9 protein-coding genes are annotated in these 18,173 nt (G+C 76.6%); 7 read left to right on the top strand and 2 right to left on the bottom strand.

Annotated features, from left to right (window positions below; translation table 11 throughout):
• The first annotated feature begins 34 nt into the window (after positions 1-34).
• From ONA70_RS24715 to ONA70_RS24700, 4 genes are all read left to right on the top strand, one after another.
• Positions 35-7,978 (top strand): DUF6603 domain-containing protein, encoded by a 7,944-nt coding sequence (locus ONA70_RS24715; protein WP_265008871.1) that lies wholly within the window; start codon positions 35-37, stop codon positions 7,976-7,978.
• Positions 7,978-9,270, top strand: coding sequence for a hypothetical protein (locus tag ONA70_RS24710; protein WP_265008870.1), 1,293 nt, complete (start codon positions 7,978-7,980; stop codon positions 9,268-9,270). The genes ONA70_RS24715 and ONA70_RS24710 overlap by 1 nt, the downstream gene beginning before the upstream one ends.
• The gene (locus tag ONA70_RS24705) at positions 9,267-10,274 is read left to right on the top strand and encodes a hypothetical protein (protein ID WP_265008869.1); all 1,008 of its coding nucleotides are present in this window, start codon (positions 9,267-9,269) and stop codon (positions 10,272-10,274) included. The genes ONA70_RS24710 and ONA70_RS24705 overlap by 4 nt, the downstream gene beginning before the upstream one ends.
• A gap of 64 nt (positions 10,275-10,338) precedes the next feature.
• Complete coding sequence (locus ONA70_RS24700; protein ID WP_265008868.1) at positions 10,339-13,740, top strand: DUF3892 domain-containing protein; 3,402 nt, start codon at positions 10,339-10,341, stop codon at positions 13,738-13,740.
• Positions 13,741-13,763: 23 nt separating this feature from the next.
• Here the strand turns inward: ONA70_RS24700 and ONA70_RS24695 are convergent, their stop codons facing one another.
• The gene (locus ONA70_RS24695) at positions 13,764-14,090 is read right to left on the bottom strand and encodes a hypothetical protein (protein ID WP_265008867.1); all 327 of its coding nucleotides are present in this window, start codon (positions 14,088-14,090) and stop codon (positions 13,764-13,766) included.
• 116 nt (positions 14,091-14,206) lie between these two features.
• Between ONA70_RS24695 and ONA70_RS24690 the strand changes: the two genes are divergently transcribed.
• Positions 14,207-14,827, top strand: coding sequence for an L-threonylcarbamoyladenylate synthase (locus tag ONA70_RS24690; RefSeq protein WP_265008866.1), 621 nt, complete (start codon positions 14,207-14,209; stop codon positions 14,825-14,827).
• A 69-nt stretch (positions 14,828-14,896) separates the two neighbouring features.
• Here ONA70_RS24690 and ONA70_RS24685 read toward each other — a convergent pair whose 3' ends face one another.
• Complete coding sequence (locus ONA70_RS24685; protein ID WP_265008865.1) at positions 14,897-15,295, bottom strand: VOC family protein; 399 nt, start codon at positions 15,293-15,295, stop codon at positions 14,897-14,899.
• 83 nt (positions 15,296-15,378) lie between these two features.
• Between ONA70_RS24685 and ONA70_RS24680 the strand changes: the two genes are divergently transcribed.
• On the top strand, positions 15,379-16,149 hold the full coding sequence (locus tag ONA70_RS24680; RefSeq protein WP_265008864.1) for a TetR/AcrR family transcriptional regulator: 771 nt from the start codon (positions 15,379-15,381) through the stop codon (positions 16,147-16,149).
• A 99-nt stretch (positions 16,150-16,248) separates the two neighbouring features.
• Positions 16,249-17,823 carry a Na+/H+ antiporter gene (locus ONA70_RS24675; protein WP_265008863.1) on the top strand — a complete coding sequence of 525 codons (1,575 nt, stop codon included), beginning with the start codon at positions 16,249-16,251 and terminating at the stop codon, positions 17,821-17,823.
• Positions 17,824-18,173 lie beyond the last annotated feature (350 nt).

The following is an 18,173-nucleotide window of genomic DNA, read 5'->3' as shown; positions in this document are numbered from 1 at the left end:
CGTGGCCCGGCTGGCGGGCAGCGCCACCCCGGAGGTGACCGGCAGCGGCAGCGTCGCCGCGCCGTGGCGGGTCGCGCTGCCGGCGCTGGCCGCCGCCGACGGTGCCCCGCTGGTGCTGGAACTGCTGCTGTGGGACTCCGGCACCAGCGCCCGGCCCGTCCTCGAGCTGGGGCTCGGCCTGCGCGCCGGCGGCCACCTCGACGTGGACCTGCCCTGGCGGGCGGACGTCCGGGCCGCCCTGGCCTCGATCCCGCTCGACGGGGTCACTGGTCCGTCCTGGCTCGGCGGGGTCGCCGCCACCGTCGCGTTCGAGCCGCCCGCCCTGGCCCTCGACGCGCCGGTCCGGGTCGCCACCGCCGGGGTACGCCTCGACGTCGGCTGGTCGCTCGGGTCGCCGGTCACCGTCACCGCCACGGTCGACGACCTCGCCGTCACCGTCGACGGGGTGTCGCACGTCCTCGGCGACCTGACGCTGCCGCCCGCCGGCCCGCTCGACCCCACCGCCGCCGACCTCGGCCTCGGCCTCGACTCGGCTGCCCTCTGGGGCGCCGCCCGCGGCCTGCTCGCCCGGGTGGCCGAATCGTGGGCCGGCCCGACCGTCCGGGACCTGCTGGCGCTGATCGGCATCGCCGGGCCGGGCACCACCGGTCCGCTCGCCGGGCTGCCGCCGCTCGCGCCGCCCGACCCCGCCGACCTGTCCACCCTGCTGGCCGACCCGGCCGCCGCGGTGCGGCGCTGGCTCGCCGACCTGGCCCGGGACGAGAACGCCCGCACCGACGGCGGCCTGCCGTACCTGCGGGCGCTGCTGCACCTGCTCCAGGCCACCCTGACCGACCGGCTGCCCGCCCTGCCCGGCCAGGACCTGCCGCCGGTAGACCTCCCGGTCACCGGCGGGGGCACCCCGGCCGTCCCGTGGCGGGTGCCGCTGCAGCGACTCGGGGACGACGCGGTGGAGCTGGTCACCTGGCTGGAACCGCAGGGGCCGCCGGCCCAGTGGGCGATCGCGCCGCTGGCCGAGCGGTTCGGGGCGGACCCGGCCGACGACGACCTGCCGGACATCGTCCCCGTCACCGGCGCCGACGTGCTGGAGGCGGCCGAGGTCGCCGGCGCGTACCTGCCCGACCTGGCCGACGCGCTGGACGGGATGGACCACGCCTGGGCCGCCGCGGCGCTGGGGGCACTGTCCACTCTGCTCGTCGAGGGCGACGGGCTGGTACCGGCCAGCGCCACCCCGCCCGACGAGCCCGGCTGGCGGACCGGCACCCCGGTCGCCGCCACCCACGACACGCTCACCGGCGCGCCGGGTGCCGTCGCCCAGATCCGGGACGAGATCACCGCGCGGACCGCCGCAGCCGGGGACCAGTGGGCGGTGCTGCTGCTCGCGCCCCCGCTGGCCGGCGCCGCACCGTGGGCCGAGCTGCTCGCCGACGTCCCCGCCGAGCAGGTCGCCACCGTGGACCTGCGGGTGCCCGGCACACCGCCGCACCTGGTCGACCTCGGCGCCCTGCCCGCCGCCCGGTGGTACGTGGTGGACCTCGCCGACGACGGCACCGTCCCCGCCGCGACCGCACTGGCCGCGTTGCGGCACGTGCACGACGCCGTCCGCGCCGCCCGCCCGGGGGTGCGTACCGTCCCGGTCGGGCACTCGTACCTCGGCCTGGTCGCCCGGCAGCTCGCCGCGGCCGTGCCCACCCAGGTGCTGGGCCTGGTCACGGTCGGCACCGCGTTCGACGGCACGCTGCTGCCGCTGGACACGCCCGCCGTGGCCGACGGGGTCCGGTTGGCCACCCTGCTGGCGCCGGCCGGCCTGCCGGCCGCGCCGCTGCTGGACACCGCCCTCGCGCTGCAGCGCCGGCTCCTCGACGGGTACGCCGCCGGCGAACCCGGCCAGCAGCCGCGCCCCGCCCCGCTGCCCGCCGCCGCGTTCACCCGCTGGCCCACCACCCCGGTCAACCTGGGGGGAGTGCCGGCGCTCGCGCTGTTCGGCAGCCTCGACGGGGGCGCCGGCAACCTGCACACCGCCCTCGTCACCGCGCTGACCAGCCAGACCGTGATCGAGGCCGGGCCGGCGGAACTGCCCACCCGGGCGGTCGCCGCCGCGCGGCTCGCGCTCGACCTGGGCGCCGCGGTCACGGGCGACCCCGACGTCGACGTGGACGTCCGGCTCGGCCTCGGCACCGTGTCGCTGGACCCGGCGGCACCGGCCGACGCGCCGTCGGCGCAGGTCCGGATCCGGGTCGGCCGACCCGACGGCTGGCTACTCGGCGGACCCGGCACCGGCGCCCCGCAGGTCGCCCGGGTCCGCGCCCTCACCGTCCGGGCCGGCATCCGCGCCGGCGCCGCCGGTCCGGTCACCGAGATCGACGTGGTGCTGCACGACGCGGCCCTGCGCGGCGAGGCGTCCCCCGCCGTCGACCTGCTCGACCCCCGGGCACCGGAACTGCTCGACGCCCTGGTCGGGGAACTGGACCGGGTGGCCGCCACGGGCGGCCGGCTGAACCGGCTGCTGACCGAGCTGGCCGCCCTCGGCGTCATCAACCGCGCGGCCGCCGACCGGCCGGCCGCGGTGCTGGCCGACGCGATGGCCGGGCTGCGTACGGACGCCACGGCGTGGCTGGCGCCGCGGCTGCCGGCGCTGGTCGACCGGGCCGCCGGGCTGCTCGGCCTGGTCCGCGACGCCGGGGCCGCCACCGGCGGCGGCCCCTGGCGACGGCCCCTCGGCGGGCTTCCGCTGGAGCTGGTGCTGGAGGCCCAACCGTGGCGGTTCACCGCCCGCACCACCGGCACCGGTCTGCGGCTCGGCCACGGCGTCACCCTGACCGGCTCGTCGACCGTCGCGCTGGCGGATCCGATGCCCCAGGTGCAGGCGGCGCTCACGCTCGGCGGCGTCACCCTCGCCCGGACCGGCGGGGCGGTGTCGCTGGCCGCCCCGTGGCTGCCCGAGCCGGTCCGGCTGTCGCCGGCCGCCCCGGACCTGCCCGCCCGGCTCGCGCCGCTGCTGCCCCGGCTGCTCACCAGCGCGGCCCTGGGCGTCCTGCTGGAACAGGTGGCCGGCGGGAACGTCCGGGTGGCCTCGCTCGACGGGCTGCTGACCGACCCGGCGGGCTGGCTGCAACGCACCTTCGCCGGCACCCCCGGCGCGCCGCCGCAGGCGGCACCACTGGCCGACCTGCTGCGCCTGGCGGCGGCCCCGCTGGGACTGGGCGCCGATCCGGCGCACCCGCTCACCCTGCCCGGCGGCATCACCGTCGACCTGCTCGACGTGGGTCCCGCCGACGCCCGGGCGCTGCGGGTGCTGCTCGCCACCGACGACCCGATCGTGCTGTGGCAGGACGGTGCCGCTCCGGCCACCCTGGACCTGGCGCTGCACCTGGACGTCGACGGCACCCGGCACGTCCGGCCCGGCGGCGAGCTGACCCTGCACCTACCACTGCCCGGCGAGTGGGGCGCGCTCGACGTACGCCTGGGCGCGGACGCCAGCGGGCTGTCCGTGTCGGTCACGCCGGCCGCGCTCGGTGTCACGCTCACCCTGCTGCCGACCGTGACCGGGATGGACGCCCTGGTGGCGGCCGCCGGCGCGCGGCTGCTGCCGGAGGTCCTCGACCGGCTGGTCGAGGGGATCGGCGCCCGTGACCCGCGCCCCGCGGTGCTGGACGACGCGCTGGCGGTCGCCGGGGCGCTCGGCGTCTACGACCCGGCCGCCGCCCCGCACGGCTTCGCCGCGCGCGCCGGGGCGCTGGCGGACCTGGTCCACGACCTGTCCGCCGGGCGGCTCGCCGCCGCGGGCCCGGCCATCGCCGCCGCCGCCGTGGCCCTGCTGCGTCGGGTGCTGGGCACCGCCCAGGTTCCCGAACCGACCAGTCCCGGTGAGGTGGCGGTGCGGGTCGCCGTGCTCGGCGGCACCGTCGAGCTGCGCGCCGACCTGGCCGCGGCACGGCCGGCGCTGCGCCTGGCGGTACGGGACGTGACCGCCGGCGCGCTCACCGCCGACGTGGTGGTCGGCTACACCCACCCGACCGTGACCGTCGAACTGGCCGCCCGGGCGTACGTGGACACCGGTCTCGGCGTGGCGCTGCGGGCCCGGCTGTCCGTGCAGGCCACCCCGGCGGGGTTGGCCGTGCGGCTCGGGCTGCTCGGCACCGACGACGCCGGCACCGGGGAACTATCCGTCCAGCTCGCGCCCGTGATGCTGCTGCCCGGGGCGGCCGACCTGGCGCAGCTCGCCCAGCGGCTGGTGGTGCCGATGGCGGGCACCCTCGCGCTGCGGGCCGCCGAACCGTGGCTGCGCAAGCAGCTGTGGACCGGCGGGCGTACCGCCGCGCAGATCCTCACCGGCGCCGGTGTGGCGGTCGACGCCCCGGACGGCATCCGGATGGCCCCGGCGCTGCCCACCCCGGTCGGGCTGCTGCGCGGGGCGCTGGACGCGGTCGCCGGGGTGGCCGTGCCGGTGCCCGGCGGGCTGGCCCTGTCGGTGGTCGCGGACGGCGCCCGCTACGGCATCGTGCTCAGCGGCGAGCTGGCCCTGCCCGCCGGGGACACCGCCGTGCAGGTGCGCTTCGGGTTGCCCGGATCGCAGGACTTCGGCTGGGGCGCCGCTGGCCGGGGCGTCGGTCTGCTGCTGCTGGACCTGACCAACCCGGCCGCGCCGCAGCTGCGCCCGGTGCTGCGCCTGGGCGGGCTCGGCCTGCGGGTGGCCGCCGCCGCGTCCGGCAAGGCGCTGGTCGAGACCGGCGGCTTCCGGCTCGGGGCGGCCAGCGCCCACGTGCGGGTGGACCTGCCGCTGACCGGCACCGGGGCGCTGACCCGGCCGGCCGTGGTCGACGGCGCGGTCACCGTCGAGGGGCTCGGGTTCCCGATGGCCCCTGGCGGGGGCGGATCGAACCCGGTCGCGGCGTCGCTGCTGCAGACCGGGGGCGGCGGCGACGGCGCGCCGGCGAACCCGCCGATCGACGTGCTGGTCGCCCGCGGCGGGGGTCGCTGGGTGGTGCTGTTCGGCGGGAAGACCGAGGCCCGCTTCGAGATCAACCGGACGTACGGGCCGCTGCACATCGCCGAGCTGGCGATGCTGTACAAGGCGGCCACCAGCGGGCCGGGCAAGGTCGGGGTGGCCATCGACGGCGGGGTCGCCATCGCCGGGCTCACCGTCGACGTCGACGACCTGTCGCTGCTGGTGCCGCTGCGAAACCCCACCGACCTGAGCGCCTGGGAGGTGGACCTGACCGGACTGTCGCTGTCGTTCACCTCGCCAGGGGTGTCGGTCGCCGGCGGGCTGGTCAAGGTCACCGGCGCCAACGGCGTGCAGTACGACGGCATGCTCTCGGTCGACCTGGCCGGTCGCGGCCTGACCGCGGTCGGCTCGTACGCCCGACCCCGCGACGACCTCGGCGAGTACACCTCGCTGTTCGTGTTCCTGTCCGTCGGGTTCCCGCTCGGCGGCCCGCCGTACCTGTACGTGCTCGGTCTCGGCGGCGGCGCCGGCTACAACCGGAAGCTGCTGGTGCCGCGCGACCCGCAGGGCGTACCGGCGTTCCCGCTGGTCAAGGCGATCGACGACGGCGGGTTCGGGGGCGCGGGCGGCCCGATGGGGGCGCTGGCCCGGATGTCGAAGGACATCCCGCCCGCCCGGGGCGCGTTCTGGCTGGCCGCCGGGGTCCGGTTCACCACCTTCCAGCTGCTGCACACCACCGCCCTGGCCTACGTCTCCGCCGACCGGGGCCTGGAGGTCGGGCTGCTCGGGCTGATGCGGATGGCACTGCCCGACTCGCAGGCGGCGGTGATGAGCGTCGAGCTGGCCCTCGCCGCCCGCTACAGCACGGTGGACAAGGTGCTGTCCGTCCGGGCCGCGTTGACCCGCAACTCGTGGCTGCTCAGCCGGGACTGCCAGCTCACCGGCGGGTTCGCCTTCGTGGTCTGGTTCGACCGGCCGGAGGTGCTGCTGTCCATCGGCGGCTACCACCCGCGGTTCGCCAAGCCGGCGCACTACCCGGACGTGCCGCGGGTCGGGTTCCACTGGTCGGTCGGTGGCGGCGTGGTGGTCAAGGGGGACGCGTACTTCACCCTGACCCCGTCCGCGGTGATGCTCGGCGGCCGGCTGGAGGCGTCCTACGACCGGTCGCCGATCCGGGTCTGGTTCACCGCCGCGCTGGACATGCTCGTGCGCTGGGACCCGCTGGCCTACTCGGTCGATGTCAGGGTCAGCGTCGGTGCCCGGTTCACCATGAAGGTCTGCTTCTTCGCCTGCGCCCGGATCAACGTGAGCGTCTCGCTCGGCGCGTACGTGCACCTGGAGGGGCCGCCGCTGCGCGGCACCGTCACCGTCGACCTGGCCATCGCCTCGGTCACCGTCCGCTTCGGCCGGACGGAGGCGCAGAACTACCTGGAGTGGTCGCAGTTCGCCACCAAGTACCTCAGTGGCGGCGACGCGACCAAGCCGGCGACCGCCGCCACGGTGACCGCCGGCACCCTCCCGCCGGCCATCGGCAGCCGCCCGGACGGCACGCTGGACCGCCCGTGGTCGGTGGCGCCCGAGTTCGCGGTGCGGGTCGAGTCGCTGATGCCGCTGGCGGCCTGGCGGCTGACCGGCAGCGGCCGCGCGGACGACGGCACCAACGGGCGGACGGTGGAGGTCGTGCCCTCCGGCAACAAGGTGGGCTTCGTCCGCGCCACCATGGTCGTCACCGTCGAGCAGCACAGCGGCGGCTGGATCCCCGTGCCCACGGCGCAGCTGCAGACCCTGCGGCCGGCCACCGCCACCACCGGTTTCCCGGCCGCCCTCTGGGACGGCACCCTGGCCGGCGGCAACACCAGCGGGGCGAAAGCCACGATGATCCGCGCCCTGTCCTCGGTGAACCTGGCCGCCCCGGTCACCGTCTCCGAGGCCACCGGCGCGCTGCCGGACGTGGCGCTGGCCACCATGATCGAGGAGGAGACCGCACGGCACCTGCCGCTGTCCGTGCCCGGTGCGCAGGCGGTGGCGCCGTCGGTGCTGCGCCGCGCCACCCTGGCCGAGCCGTCGCCGGTCACCGTGCGGGCGGGCCTGCGGCCGGTCGCCGGGGCGGCCCCGACGCTGCGCGCCACCGTCACCGCCGACCAGCGGCGCGGCGCGGCCGGGCGGGCCGGCCTGGCCGCCCGCACCCTCCGAGACACCGGGGCGGCGCTGCCGGTCGGCGCCACCCAGATCTGGGACACCTCGGGTACGGGTGGCCTCCGGCTGCGCTTGGACGAGGGGCGTACGCCGCTGCGGCTGGCCACCTTCACCAGCACCGGCGCGCCGGTCAGCGACGGTCCGGCCCGGCCGGGTGCCCGGGTGCCGGCGGAGGCGGCCCGCGCCGTGGTGACCCCGGCCGCCGAGGCCGCCGCCGGCTGGGCCGCCGACACCCCGCTGGTCCCGGTCACCGACGGCGTGCTGGTAGCCCCGGGCGCCACCGTGCTGCTGCCCCGGCCATGGTCCCCGCCGGCCCGCTACCGCCGGGCCGGGGAGCACGTGCCGGTGCCGGCGGGGCTGCTCACCGCCGCCGTCGACGGCCTGGTCACCGAGTTGCCGGCCGACACCCGCACGGTCGTGGTCTCGCTGGAGCCGGTCACCGCCGGGGCGCGCCTCGACGAGGTCCGCATCGAACTGGACGGGGTACGGGTCGACAGCCGGGAGGACGTCGCGGCGGACGATGTCGGGTACCGGATCGTGCTCACCGTCGAGGCGGAGCAGAACGCCCGGGCCATCTCGGTGCAGGTCGTCGCGGGGGAGAGTTGGCAGCTCTCCGGGGTGATCGGCAGCCCGGACGACGTCGCCGACCCGTACGACCCGGCCGCCCGGCTCGAACTGGCCCGGGTCGCCGCCCCCACCACCGGGCCCGAGGCGGCGCACGCCGCGACCCGGCCGGCCCGGCGGATCGCGGTCGCCGAGGCCCGGACCGAGCCGGCGGCACCGGCACCACCGGCGGCGTACGTCGCCTTCGACGACGACGAGACGGAGGCGTGATGCCTGAGGGTCCGATCGCGGCGGGTTCGATCCGGCTGCACGACAAGGTCACCCCGTCGCTGACGGCGGGCATCTACCGCTTCCGCAGCGGTCTGGACGTGCGCCGTACCGCGCAGTCCGGCACGCCGCAGCCCGCCCCGCCCGAGCACGTCACCCACGTGCAGGTCGGCGGGCCACGGCTCACCCTGGACGCGACCGAGGTGACCGCCCAGCACCCGCCCCGGGACGCGATCGGCGCGTTCGGCGACCGGCTGCCGCACGTGGTGCTGGGCCGGCGGACGCTGCCGTGGGAGCGGCGGCTGCCCGACGGCACCCCGTGGCTGGCGCTGCTGGTCGTCCGTACCGAGGAGGCAAGCCTGGTCACCGGGCCGCTGCGCAACGTCGTCGGCGACACGGTCTACAACAAGCTCAACGGCATCGAGCCGGTCGACGGCAACCGCACGGTGGTCGGGCTGCGGGCCAAGGACCTGACCACCTTCCGGGCGTTGCTGCCCAGCCGCACCGACGTCGGGCTGCTCACCCACGTCCGTCAGGTGAACGTCGCCGACACCGCGCTGGCCGGCCGCGACGACGACGGCTGGTTCGCGGTGGTCACCGCCAACCGGCTGCCGCTGGGCCGGGCGACGCCGGTCAGGTACACCGCCTGCCTGGTCTCCCTGGAGGCCCGCGACGACGCCTGGTCCACCACCACTGGCGCCCCGCCCACGCTGCTCGTCCTCGCCTCCTGGCTGTTCACCACCAGCACCGCCGGGGGCACCTTCGAACACCTCGCCGCGCACCTGGACCTCGGCGGGTTCGGCACCCCACCGGCCGGCCAGCCACACCTGGTGGACGGCGCGGGCGCGCTCGGCCTCGCCGGCACCCGCCGCGACGGGACACCCACCACCATGGGCTACCGCTCGCCACTGCTCGGCGCGGCGCCCGACCCGCTGCCCGACGGGCCGGCCGATGTGACCGCCGACGCGGCGTTCGAACTGGGGCGGCTGCTCGCCGCCGCCGACGGCCGGTTCATCCGCGAGGTGGTCGCCTGGCACCGGGCCACCGACGAGGCCGCCCGCGTGGGCGGCGCGGCTGGTGCCCGTGCCGGCAGCGTCGGCTCGTACGCGGCTACCGGCCCGACCCTGCGCCGGGCCGCCGCCGCGCCCGTCGACGGTGACCCGCTCGCCGTGCTCGGCGAGGCGTTCGCCCAGCGGCTGCTGTCCCGGACCGGCCGCGCCGACCTGTGGCAGGCCCACCCGGGCGGCTCCGGTGTCGTTCCCCGCCAGCTGCGACGAGAAGGAGAAGAGTCGTGACGACCCAGCTGTCCTCCGGTGGCCGGCTGCTCGCCGAGCGGCTCGGCGCGCTGCTCGGCCCGGCCGCGCCGGACCCGCAGCCGCGGCTGCGTACCCTGGCCGCCACCGAGCCGGCGACCGTCGCGGCGACCGACGGCACGGCGCCGCCGCTGCCCGCGTACGTCGAGCACCTGCTGGCCCGCTGGAGCCTCCTGCACGACCTGCCGTTCCGCTATCTCGTCCCCGACGCCCGGCTGCTGCCGGCCGAGTCGATCCGGTTCTTCCGCCTCGACACCGCCTGGCTGGCGCAGCTGCGGGCGGGCGCGCTGGCGGTGGGCGGTGACGGCAGCCGCGAGCGGGCCGGCGTCCGTACGCTGCTGCCGCAGGTCACCGCCGCGGTGACCGAGCAGTTGCCGCTGGTGCGCGAGGTGCAGCGCACCCGCATGTCGATCCCGGTCGCGGCCGACCTGCTCGCGCAGGTGCGGGCGACCGGGGAGCTGACCGCCGCGGAGGCGGACATCCCGGTCACCGGGTTCCTGCTGCGCTCGGCGCTGGTCAGCGGCTGGCCGGCGATGGAGGTACGGGCCTGGGCCAGCGACTCGCTGGCCGACGTGCCCTCCGGGTGTGACCCGGACGCGCTGGCCCGCCTCCGGCCCGACCTGGTGGTCGACCTGCTGCGGCTGGAGCGGCTGTCGCCGTCGGTGCTGCTGGCGCTCTTCCGCGGAGTGCCCCGGCTGGTCTGGCTGGAGGAGCCGCCGCAGAGCGTCCAGTTCGGCCTCGAGGAGGACGGCACCGGGTGGCGGGTGCCGATCCGGGACGCCGCGGGGCGCGAGGTGGGCAGCGTCCCGGTGCCGATGCGCACCGGGAGCACGGTCGACGGGGTCGTCAACGTCGCCGGCCTGGCCGGCGCGTTGGACGCCGCTCGCCCGTTGCCCCACCCGCGCGGCGGCGCCGCCGTCGCCCTGTCCCTGCTGCAGGCGCCGTCCCGGCAACGGTTCGCCGCCTCCGCCCCGCCCACGTCGTGACCGCCGCACCGCCGACCGTCTCCGGGCCTGCCGCCAGGCCCGCCCCGAGCAAGGGAGCCTCTGCGTGACAACTCTTCTGGTCCCGGTCGCGCTCGACGTCCTGATGGTGCGGGAGCCGGGTGCCCCGTCCGACTGGGCGCGGACCGCCCTGACCCGGCCGACCCCGCCGGCCAGCGGCCGGGTCCGGCAGGACCTGCTGCCCGCGCCGTTCAGCGCCCGGGAGACCGCCCGGCCGACCGGCGCCCATTTGCACTGGAGCCTGCCCGACGGGCTGACCCGGGGCATCGCCGACGAGACCGGGGCGACCACCTTCCCCCCGGTGCCGGACCGCTGGCTGGTGGTCCGGCTGTCCGGCCCGGCCACGCCGGCGCCGCGCGCGGTGGACGCCTGGCTGCTGCCGTACGCGGGCCTGATCGAGCCGGTCCGGGTGGACCGGGCGCTGACCGGCCCGACCCTGCCGGCGCCCGGTGCCGCGCCGCGGTCGCCGCTCACCGCGCTCGGCCACGGCGACCTGGGCTGGGCCGGCTACTACGACAACGTGACGAACCGGTTCGCCCTGCACGACGAGCTGGCCGGGCTGACCGGTCCGGTGGCCTACCTGGTGCTCGGCTGGTACACCGACCTCACCCGCGACCCGCTGTACGGCGCGGCCGGCGAGGTGGCGCACAAGGAGCGGATGGAGCAGCTCGGTTGGGAGATCTTCCCGCCCCGGCTGGCCACCCAGCCGGTGCCCGACCGGTCCGTCTACCACGCCGCCGCGGTCTCGGTCGGCTGGCCGGAGCCGCGGTGGACGGGCGACGGCGGCCTGCTCGGGCGGGAGATCGACTACCGGCCCGCTCCGGACGCGGTGGCGCTGGCCCTGGGGGAGACCCTCGCCGAGGCGCTCGCCGCGGTCGCCGCCGAGCCCGGGGACCCCGCCGACGCGGCCCGGATGGTCGAGGCGCTGCTGCAGAACGCGCTGTCCGACGTCACCGGCGCCGACGGTCCCGCCCAGCTGGACGCCACGCTGCACCAGAGCCGGTTCGGGTCCGCGCCGGCCGCCGCCGGCAACGAGTTCATCTGGCAGCCGGCGGCCGGCGCGGCCGGCGCCGCGGGCGGCGGGTCGTTCGTGCAGGTCGAACGGACCCGGCCGCGGGTGTGGCACGCGCTGGAGCCGGCGCTGGTGGTCGCCGGCGGCGGCCGCAGCCCGAAGCACGGCGCCGACGGCCGTTACTCGGTGCTCGGTCACCTGCTGTGCCGGCTCGACGGGCAGACCGTCCGCGGCTTCGGCGTCGCCGGCGGCGACCCCGGCCGTGGCGCGGCGGTGCTGCCGCCGGCCCCGCTGGCCGGCCTGCGGCCCGAGTACGGCGTGCCGGCGGTCGCCACCGACCTGCTCGTCGAGCTGGCCAGCATCGACCCGGGCTCCGCGCCCGACCTGGACCGGTCCACCGCCACCCAGCCGTCGCCGGTGGCCGCCGCCCGCGCCGCCTGGTGGGCGTCGTTCGACCCCGGCGTGGCCGACCCGACGGTGCCGCCGGCCGGCGCGGTGGTCGAGGGGGCGCTGCCCAGCCCGGTCGGCGTCACGCCGCCCAGCCGGCCGTGGAACCCGCTGCTGCTGGAGTGGTCGGCCACCTACCTGCCGTCGGGCCGAGGGGCGCACGACTGGCCGCTGGGGGAGATCGACTTCGGGCTGCCGGCGACCGTGACCGTGCCGGCGCCGGAGAGCGGCCGGAGTCTGCGCGGCCGGGTGATGCTGTCCGCGTCGGCGACCGCCCTGCTGGACGGCACGGTCGGCGGTGAGGACGCCGAACGGGACCTGCTCTCCGGCGAGCTGGTGGGCATCGCCGAGCAGCTGCGCCGGGACCCGACCGGGCTGATCGTGGACGCGCCGACCGCCAGTGACACCGCCCAGCCGCCGCAGCCGCCCCGCGCCGCCGACTTCGTGGCGCTGCGGGCCGGGTACCTGCGCCTGGACCGGGCCCGCCTGGTCGACGGCTACGGCCGCTACCTGGAGGTGCTCGGCCCCGGCGTGGCGCAGCCCGCGCCGGTGACGCACGGGGTGACCCTGGCGGTGCCCGGCCAGCCCGACCTGGCGGCGCTGCGCCCCCGGTTCACCGCCCCGGCCCGGGTGCTGCTGCGCTTCGCCGACGCGACCGGCGCGCCCCGGGACGCCGACGCGGGCGTCAGCCCGGTCTGCGGCTACCTGGTGCCGTCACTGGTGGACCGGACGCTGGAGTTCTTCGACGACAAGGGCGCCGGCTACGGGCGGCTGCGCCCGGACCCGGAGACGGTGACCGCCTGGGAGGAGGACCCGGGGCGGCCGGCGACGCTCGGCGCGCCGCCGAGCCGGTTCCTGCCGAACCCGCTGCTGGCCCGGTTCGCCGACCGGATGCTCGCCGCCGACCAGGCCCTCGCCGTGGCCCGGGCCGGCGGCCACCCGGCCGGGGCCGCGCAGAGCGCACTGGAGTCGCTGCTGCGGGTGCTGGACACCACCCGGTGGACGGTCGACGTGACCGGGCGGGCCGGTGACGAGCACCTGGCGTTGCTGCTCGGTCGGCCGGTCGTGGTGGTCCGGGCCTACCTGAAGGTCGAGGTGGAGGATCCGCGCCAGCCTCCGGAGAACGCCACCACCGGCATCCCGGTGCGGCTGGGCACGCTGTCCCGGGCGCAGGACGGGCTGCTGGCGTACTGCGTCGGCGACGACATGGACCGGCTGCACATCGTCGATCCGGCGGTGGCGCTGCTCGCGCCGGGGTTGCCCGACGCCGGCGGTGCCGCCTCGGCGCCCGGCGCGGACCCCTTGACCTCCCCGTACGTGGACACGTCCGGGGTGTTCACGGTGAACCCGGGGGTGCCCGTGCCGTTGACCCTGCTCATGGTGCCCGGCTCGGACGTGCACGTCACGGCCGGCCTGGTGCCGCAGAAGGCGGTGGGCCTGCTGCGCGAGTGGACCGCCCCGGCGCTGTCCCGGCTCTCCCCGGCGCTGCGGTACGGCCCGGTGCTGCACGACCTGGAGACCGTCCGGCTGCCGTTGCCGCAGGACGTGCGCGGCTCCTGGTACTGGCACCGCCGGGACCGGCCCGGGCAGTGGCGTTCCGACGCGGTCGTGCCGAGCACCGCGGACGCGTTGCTGCCCAACGAGCCGTCGATGGCCGGCGAGGGCTGGTTGCAGGTGGCGCTGGTCGCGGACACCGCGTACCAGGACGCGGCGGTGCCGGTCCGGGTCAGCTGCGTGCGCAGCGTGAACGGGACGGTGGTGGCCGTCGGCGGGTTCAACGGCGACGGCACCCACTTCCTCATCCCGGTCCCCGAGGCGATCGACCTGATGGGCAGCGGGCGGTTCGCGTTCTACGTGGAGGAGCCCGGCACCAGCCGTACCCCCATCCGGGTGGTGCGGCCGCGCCAGGGCCGCCCGTACCTGCGCACGGCGGCCGACGCGGCGTCGCCGAACAACCTCGACAACCTGCGCCGGTGCACCCACGCCTGACCGCCGGCCTGGGCCGAATGACGTCAGGCCGCGGAGGTGGCGGCCACCGGCTCCGGGCGGGCGGCCGGGACCAGGCCGCCGGACCACCCGGTCGACGGGTCGTCGCGGCGCTCGTCGGTGCCTCCGGCGGGCGCCGCGGGCGCGGGCTGCGGGGCCCGGGCGGCGCGCAGCCCTTCCTGGGCGCTGTCCCAGGCGGCGCACGGCCAAGCCGCGCCGACGCAGCTCGGGCTGGCGCAGACCTGGTTGTCGTCGGGCTGGTGGGCGTCGGCGACCGCGGCGGCCAGATCCCACAGCAGCGGGTCGGTCACCTCGGCCGGGCGGTCGGCGTGGTCTGTGCTGGCATCGGACATGTGTGGGTCCCCTCTTCGAGCGGCCTCACCTTTTCCGGTACGCCGGCGCGGCAAACCTGATCGCGGCGACTTTTTCCGGGCTCGCGGCCCGGCCGGGCGCGGCATAGGCTTCCTGCGTGGCGAGGTACTACGACCTGCACCCGGACAATCCGCAGCCCCGGGTGCTCCGACAGATCGTCGAGCTGCTCCGCGGCGACGGCCTGATCGCCTACCCGACGGACTCCTGCTACGCGCTGGGCTGCCAGCTCGGCAACCGGTCCGGCGTGGAGCGGATCCGGGACATCCGCAAGCTCGACGACCGGCACCCGTTCACCCTGTTGTGCGCGGACTTCGCCCAGCTCGGCCAGTTCGTCAAGCTGAGCAACTCGGTGTTCCGGCAGGTCAAGGCCGCCATCCCGGGCCAGTACACGTTCATCCTGCCGGCCACCGCCGAGGTGCCCCGCCGGTTGCAGGACCCGCGCCGGCGCACCGTCGGGGTGCGGGTGCCGAGGCACACCGTGACCCAGGCGCTGCTCGCCGAGCTGGGCGAGCCGCTGCTATCCAGCACCCTGCTGCTCCCCGGCGAGGAGGAGCCGATGACCCAGGGCTGGGAGATCAAGGAGCGGCTGGACCACCAGGTCGACGCGGTGGTCGACGCGGGCGACTGCGGCCTGGAGCCCACCACGGTGATCGACCTGTCCGGCCCCGAGCCGGAGATCTTGCGCCGCGGCGCCGGCGACCCCGCCCGCTTCGAGTGACGTGCTCCCCGCCCGTGCCGGGCGGGCGCGCCGTTCGCCGAAGAGTCTCGGCGAACGGCGCGGCCCCGATCAGCCGGCCTCGGCCGGGGCGTGCACCCACTGCACCAGTTGGAGGATGACCCCGTTCGGGTCGGTGACCTGGAAGAAGCGCTCGCCCCAGGGCTCGGTCTGGATCGGGGTGGTGATCGGCACGCCGGCCGCCTGGATCCGGGCGTACTCGGCGTGGATGTCGTCCACCACGAAGGCGACGATCAGGCCCTCGGCGCGCTGCCCCCGCAGGCGGTCCGGCTGGATGCTGGGCAGCCCGGTGCGCAGGAAGATCAGGTTGAAGCCGGCCCCGTCGCGGGCCAGCGATACGAAGCCGTCGGCCGCCATCTCCTGCTTGAAGCCGAAGTGCTGCTGGACGAACGCGGCGGAGGCGGCCACGTCGTCGACGTTGAGTGAGAGGGCCGAGGCGGTGATCTGCACGTGGTCTCCCTGAGATCGGCGGAGTTACTCCGTACATTGTACATCGTACGCAGTACGAGGTTTTGATCTGAGAGGATCACCACGTGCCCAACCACCGCAGCGGAGCCGGAGATCCGGCCCGTACCCTGCGCCTGCTCTGGAGACAGCCGGAGGAGAGCCCGCGCCGGGGACCGCGCCCGGGCCGCTCGCTGGACGACATCGTCACGGCCGCGGTCGAGCTGGCGGACGCCGAAGGGCTGGACGCGGTGACCATGCGGGCGGTCGCCCAGGCGGTCGGCGTGGCGCCGATGACCCTCTACACCTACGTGCCGGGCAAGGCCGAACTGCTCGATCTGATGCTGGACCACTGCTACTCCCGGATGCCCCGGCCCGACCGCTCCGGTGAGCCGTGGCGCGCCCGGGTGGCGGCGCTCGCCGCGGAGAACCGGGAGTTGTTCCACGCCCATCCGTGGGCCGCCGAGGTCTCCACGAGCCGGCCGCCGCTCGGCCCTGGCTTGATGGCCAAATACGAGTACGAGCTGCGCGCCTTCGACGGCACCGGCCTGGACGACGTGCGACGCGACGCCGCGTTGACCTACGTCCTCGACTTCGTCCGGGCCGCGGCCCGCTCGGCGGCCGAGGTACGCCTCGCCCGCCAGCAGGACAGCTGGAGCGATGAACAGTGGTGGGCGGCGAACGGCCCACTGCTCGCCCAGGTCCTCGACGAACAGCGGTACCCGACCGCCGTCCGGGTCGGCGCGGCAGCCGGATCGGCGCAGCATGCCGCGTACAGCCCGGACCACGCGTACGAGTTCGGCCTGGCCCGGGTCCTCGACGGCCTGGGCGTCCTGATCGACGGCGCGCGCACCGGCTGAACCCGCACCGCGTTCGCGCCCACTTGCGCCATTCCACGGCGCGAGCCGCCAGCCATGAGGCAGCGTGGGACGCGGCGGGCGGCTGACGGAGGGTTCGGCGTGAGCGCACTCGTGCTGATCGCGGTGCTGGGTGCCACCGTGCTGATCGGCACCACCATCGGCGGCCGGTACCGGGTCGCCCCGCCCGTGCTGCTCATCGCCATGGGCGCGCTGCTCGGCCTGCTGCCGCCCTTCCGGAACGTGATCCTCAAGCCCGACGTGGTGCTGCTCCTCTTCCTCCCCGCGATCCTCTACCGGGAGAGCCTGGTCATCAGCCTCCGCGAGATCCGGGCCAACTTCGCGGTCATCGCCCTGCTCGCGGTCGCGTTGGTGATCATCACGACGGTCGCCGTCGCGTACGTCGCTCGCGCGCTCGGCGTCGACCCGGCGGCGGCCTGGGTGCTCGGTGCGGTCCTCGCGCCCACCGACGCCGCCGCGGTGGCCGGCCTGGCCAAGCGGATGCCACGCGGCATCCTCACCACGCTGCGCGCGGAGAGCCTGATCAACGACGGTACGGCGCTGGTGCTCTTCGCCGTCACCGTGGGCGTGATCGCCGGCGGGGCGGTCCCGGGGCCGCTCGTGCTGGGCGGCCAGTTCGTCGCCAAGTCCGTCGGGGGGATCGCCGCCGGACTGCTCGTCGGCGGCGCGGTCATCCTGATCCGCAAGCACGTCGACGACCCGATGCGCGAGGGCGGGCTGAGCATCCTCACCCCGTTCGCGGCGTTCATGCTCGCCGAGCTGGCGCACGCCAGCGGCGTCCTCGCCGTCGTGGTGGCCGGCCTGCTGCTGTCGTACGCCGGGCCCCGGGTGATCCGGGCCCGCTCCCGGCTCACCGCGTACGCGTTCTGGGACCTGTCCACCTTCATGATCAACGGCGGCCTCTTCGTGCTGCTCGGGATGCAGGTGCCCCGCTCCCTGCGCGCCATCACCAGCCACTCGCCGTGGGCGTCGCTGGGCATCGCCGTGCTGGTCGCCCTGGTCGTGGCGCTCGTCCGGCTGGTCTGGGTGCAGCTGTCGGTGTCAACCCTGCAGGGCCTCGACCGGCGCGAGTCCCGCCGGGGCCGCCGGTTCGACTTCCGGGTCCGTGCCGCCGCCGGCTGGGCCGGCTTCCGAGGCGCGGTCTCCCTCGCCGCTGCGCTCGCGGTACCGGTCGCCACCCACGCCGGCACCCCGGTACGCGAGCGCGACCTGATCATCTTCGTCACGGTCGTGGTGATCGTGCTGATCATGCTGGTGCAGGGCACCACCCTGCCGCTGGTGGTCAGCTGGGCCGGGCTGATGGGCGACGAGGAACGCGAACACGAGGTGCGCTGGGCGCGGATCCGGGCCACCGAGGCGGCCCTCGCCGCGTTACCGCAGGTCGCCGCCGACGTGGGCGCGTCGCCGGACGCCGTCGACCGCCTCCGCTCCGACTACCAGGACCACCTGGACGACATCCGCTCCCCGCGGACCGAGGAGGAGGAGCAGGAACGCGAGACCGCCCGCCGGCTGCACCTCGGCGTGCTCGACCACAAACGACGGGAGGTCACCCGGCTGCGTAACCGCAACGAGATCGACGACGCGGTGCTGCGCCAGTTGCAGGCCGCCGTCGACATCGAGGAGGTCCGGCTGCTCGGCCCGGAAGTCGAGGACTGACAGCCCACCGAGCGCGGCCGGACGAGACCGGTGCCGGCGGCTTCAGCGACGTGCCGACGTGGCGGGCCCGGCAGGCGGTGGCCCGCCTGTCGGGCGGGCGCTCCCGAACGGGACCGGCCTGACATCCCGTAACCCAACCGGTCCGCCCCGCCGGTTCGACGGGGCGGACCGGAACCGGCCCGGTCAGCTCGGCTGGTCGTCGAGGAAGGCGAGGGTCGCGGCGGCGAACAGCGGCGAGCTGAAGATGCTGTAGTGGGTCACGCCCGGCAGGATCGCCAGCGCGTGGCCGCCCCTGGGCCGGCCCTCGTTCATCCAGCCGCCGTCGCGCAGCCCCCCGTCGAGCAGCTTGA

It is taken from the genome of Micromonospora yasonensis, from assembly GCF_026013475.1.
GTDB lineage: Bacteria > Actinomycetota > Actinomycetes > Mycobacteriales > Micromonosporaceae > Micromonospora > Micromonospora yasonensis.
The sequence above is the reverse complement of the archived record's forward strand: the minus strand, read 5'-3'. Positions and strand labels throughout refer to the sequence as shown.

Excerpts from the sequence above, each read along its gene's own strand:
- ONA70_RS24710 (WP_265008870.1), top strand. The coding sequence starts at position 7,978 with ATGCCTGAGGGTCCGATCGCGGCGGGTTCGATCCGGCTGCACGACAAG.
- ONA70_RS24695 (WP_265008867.1), bottom strand. The coding sequence starts at position 14,090 with ATGTCCGATGCCAGCACAGACCACGCCGACCGCCCGGCCGAGGTGACC.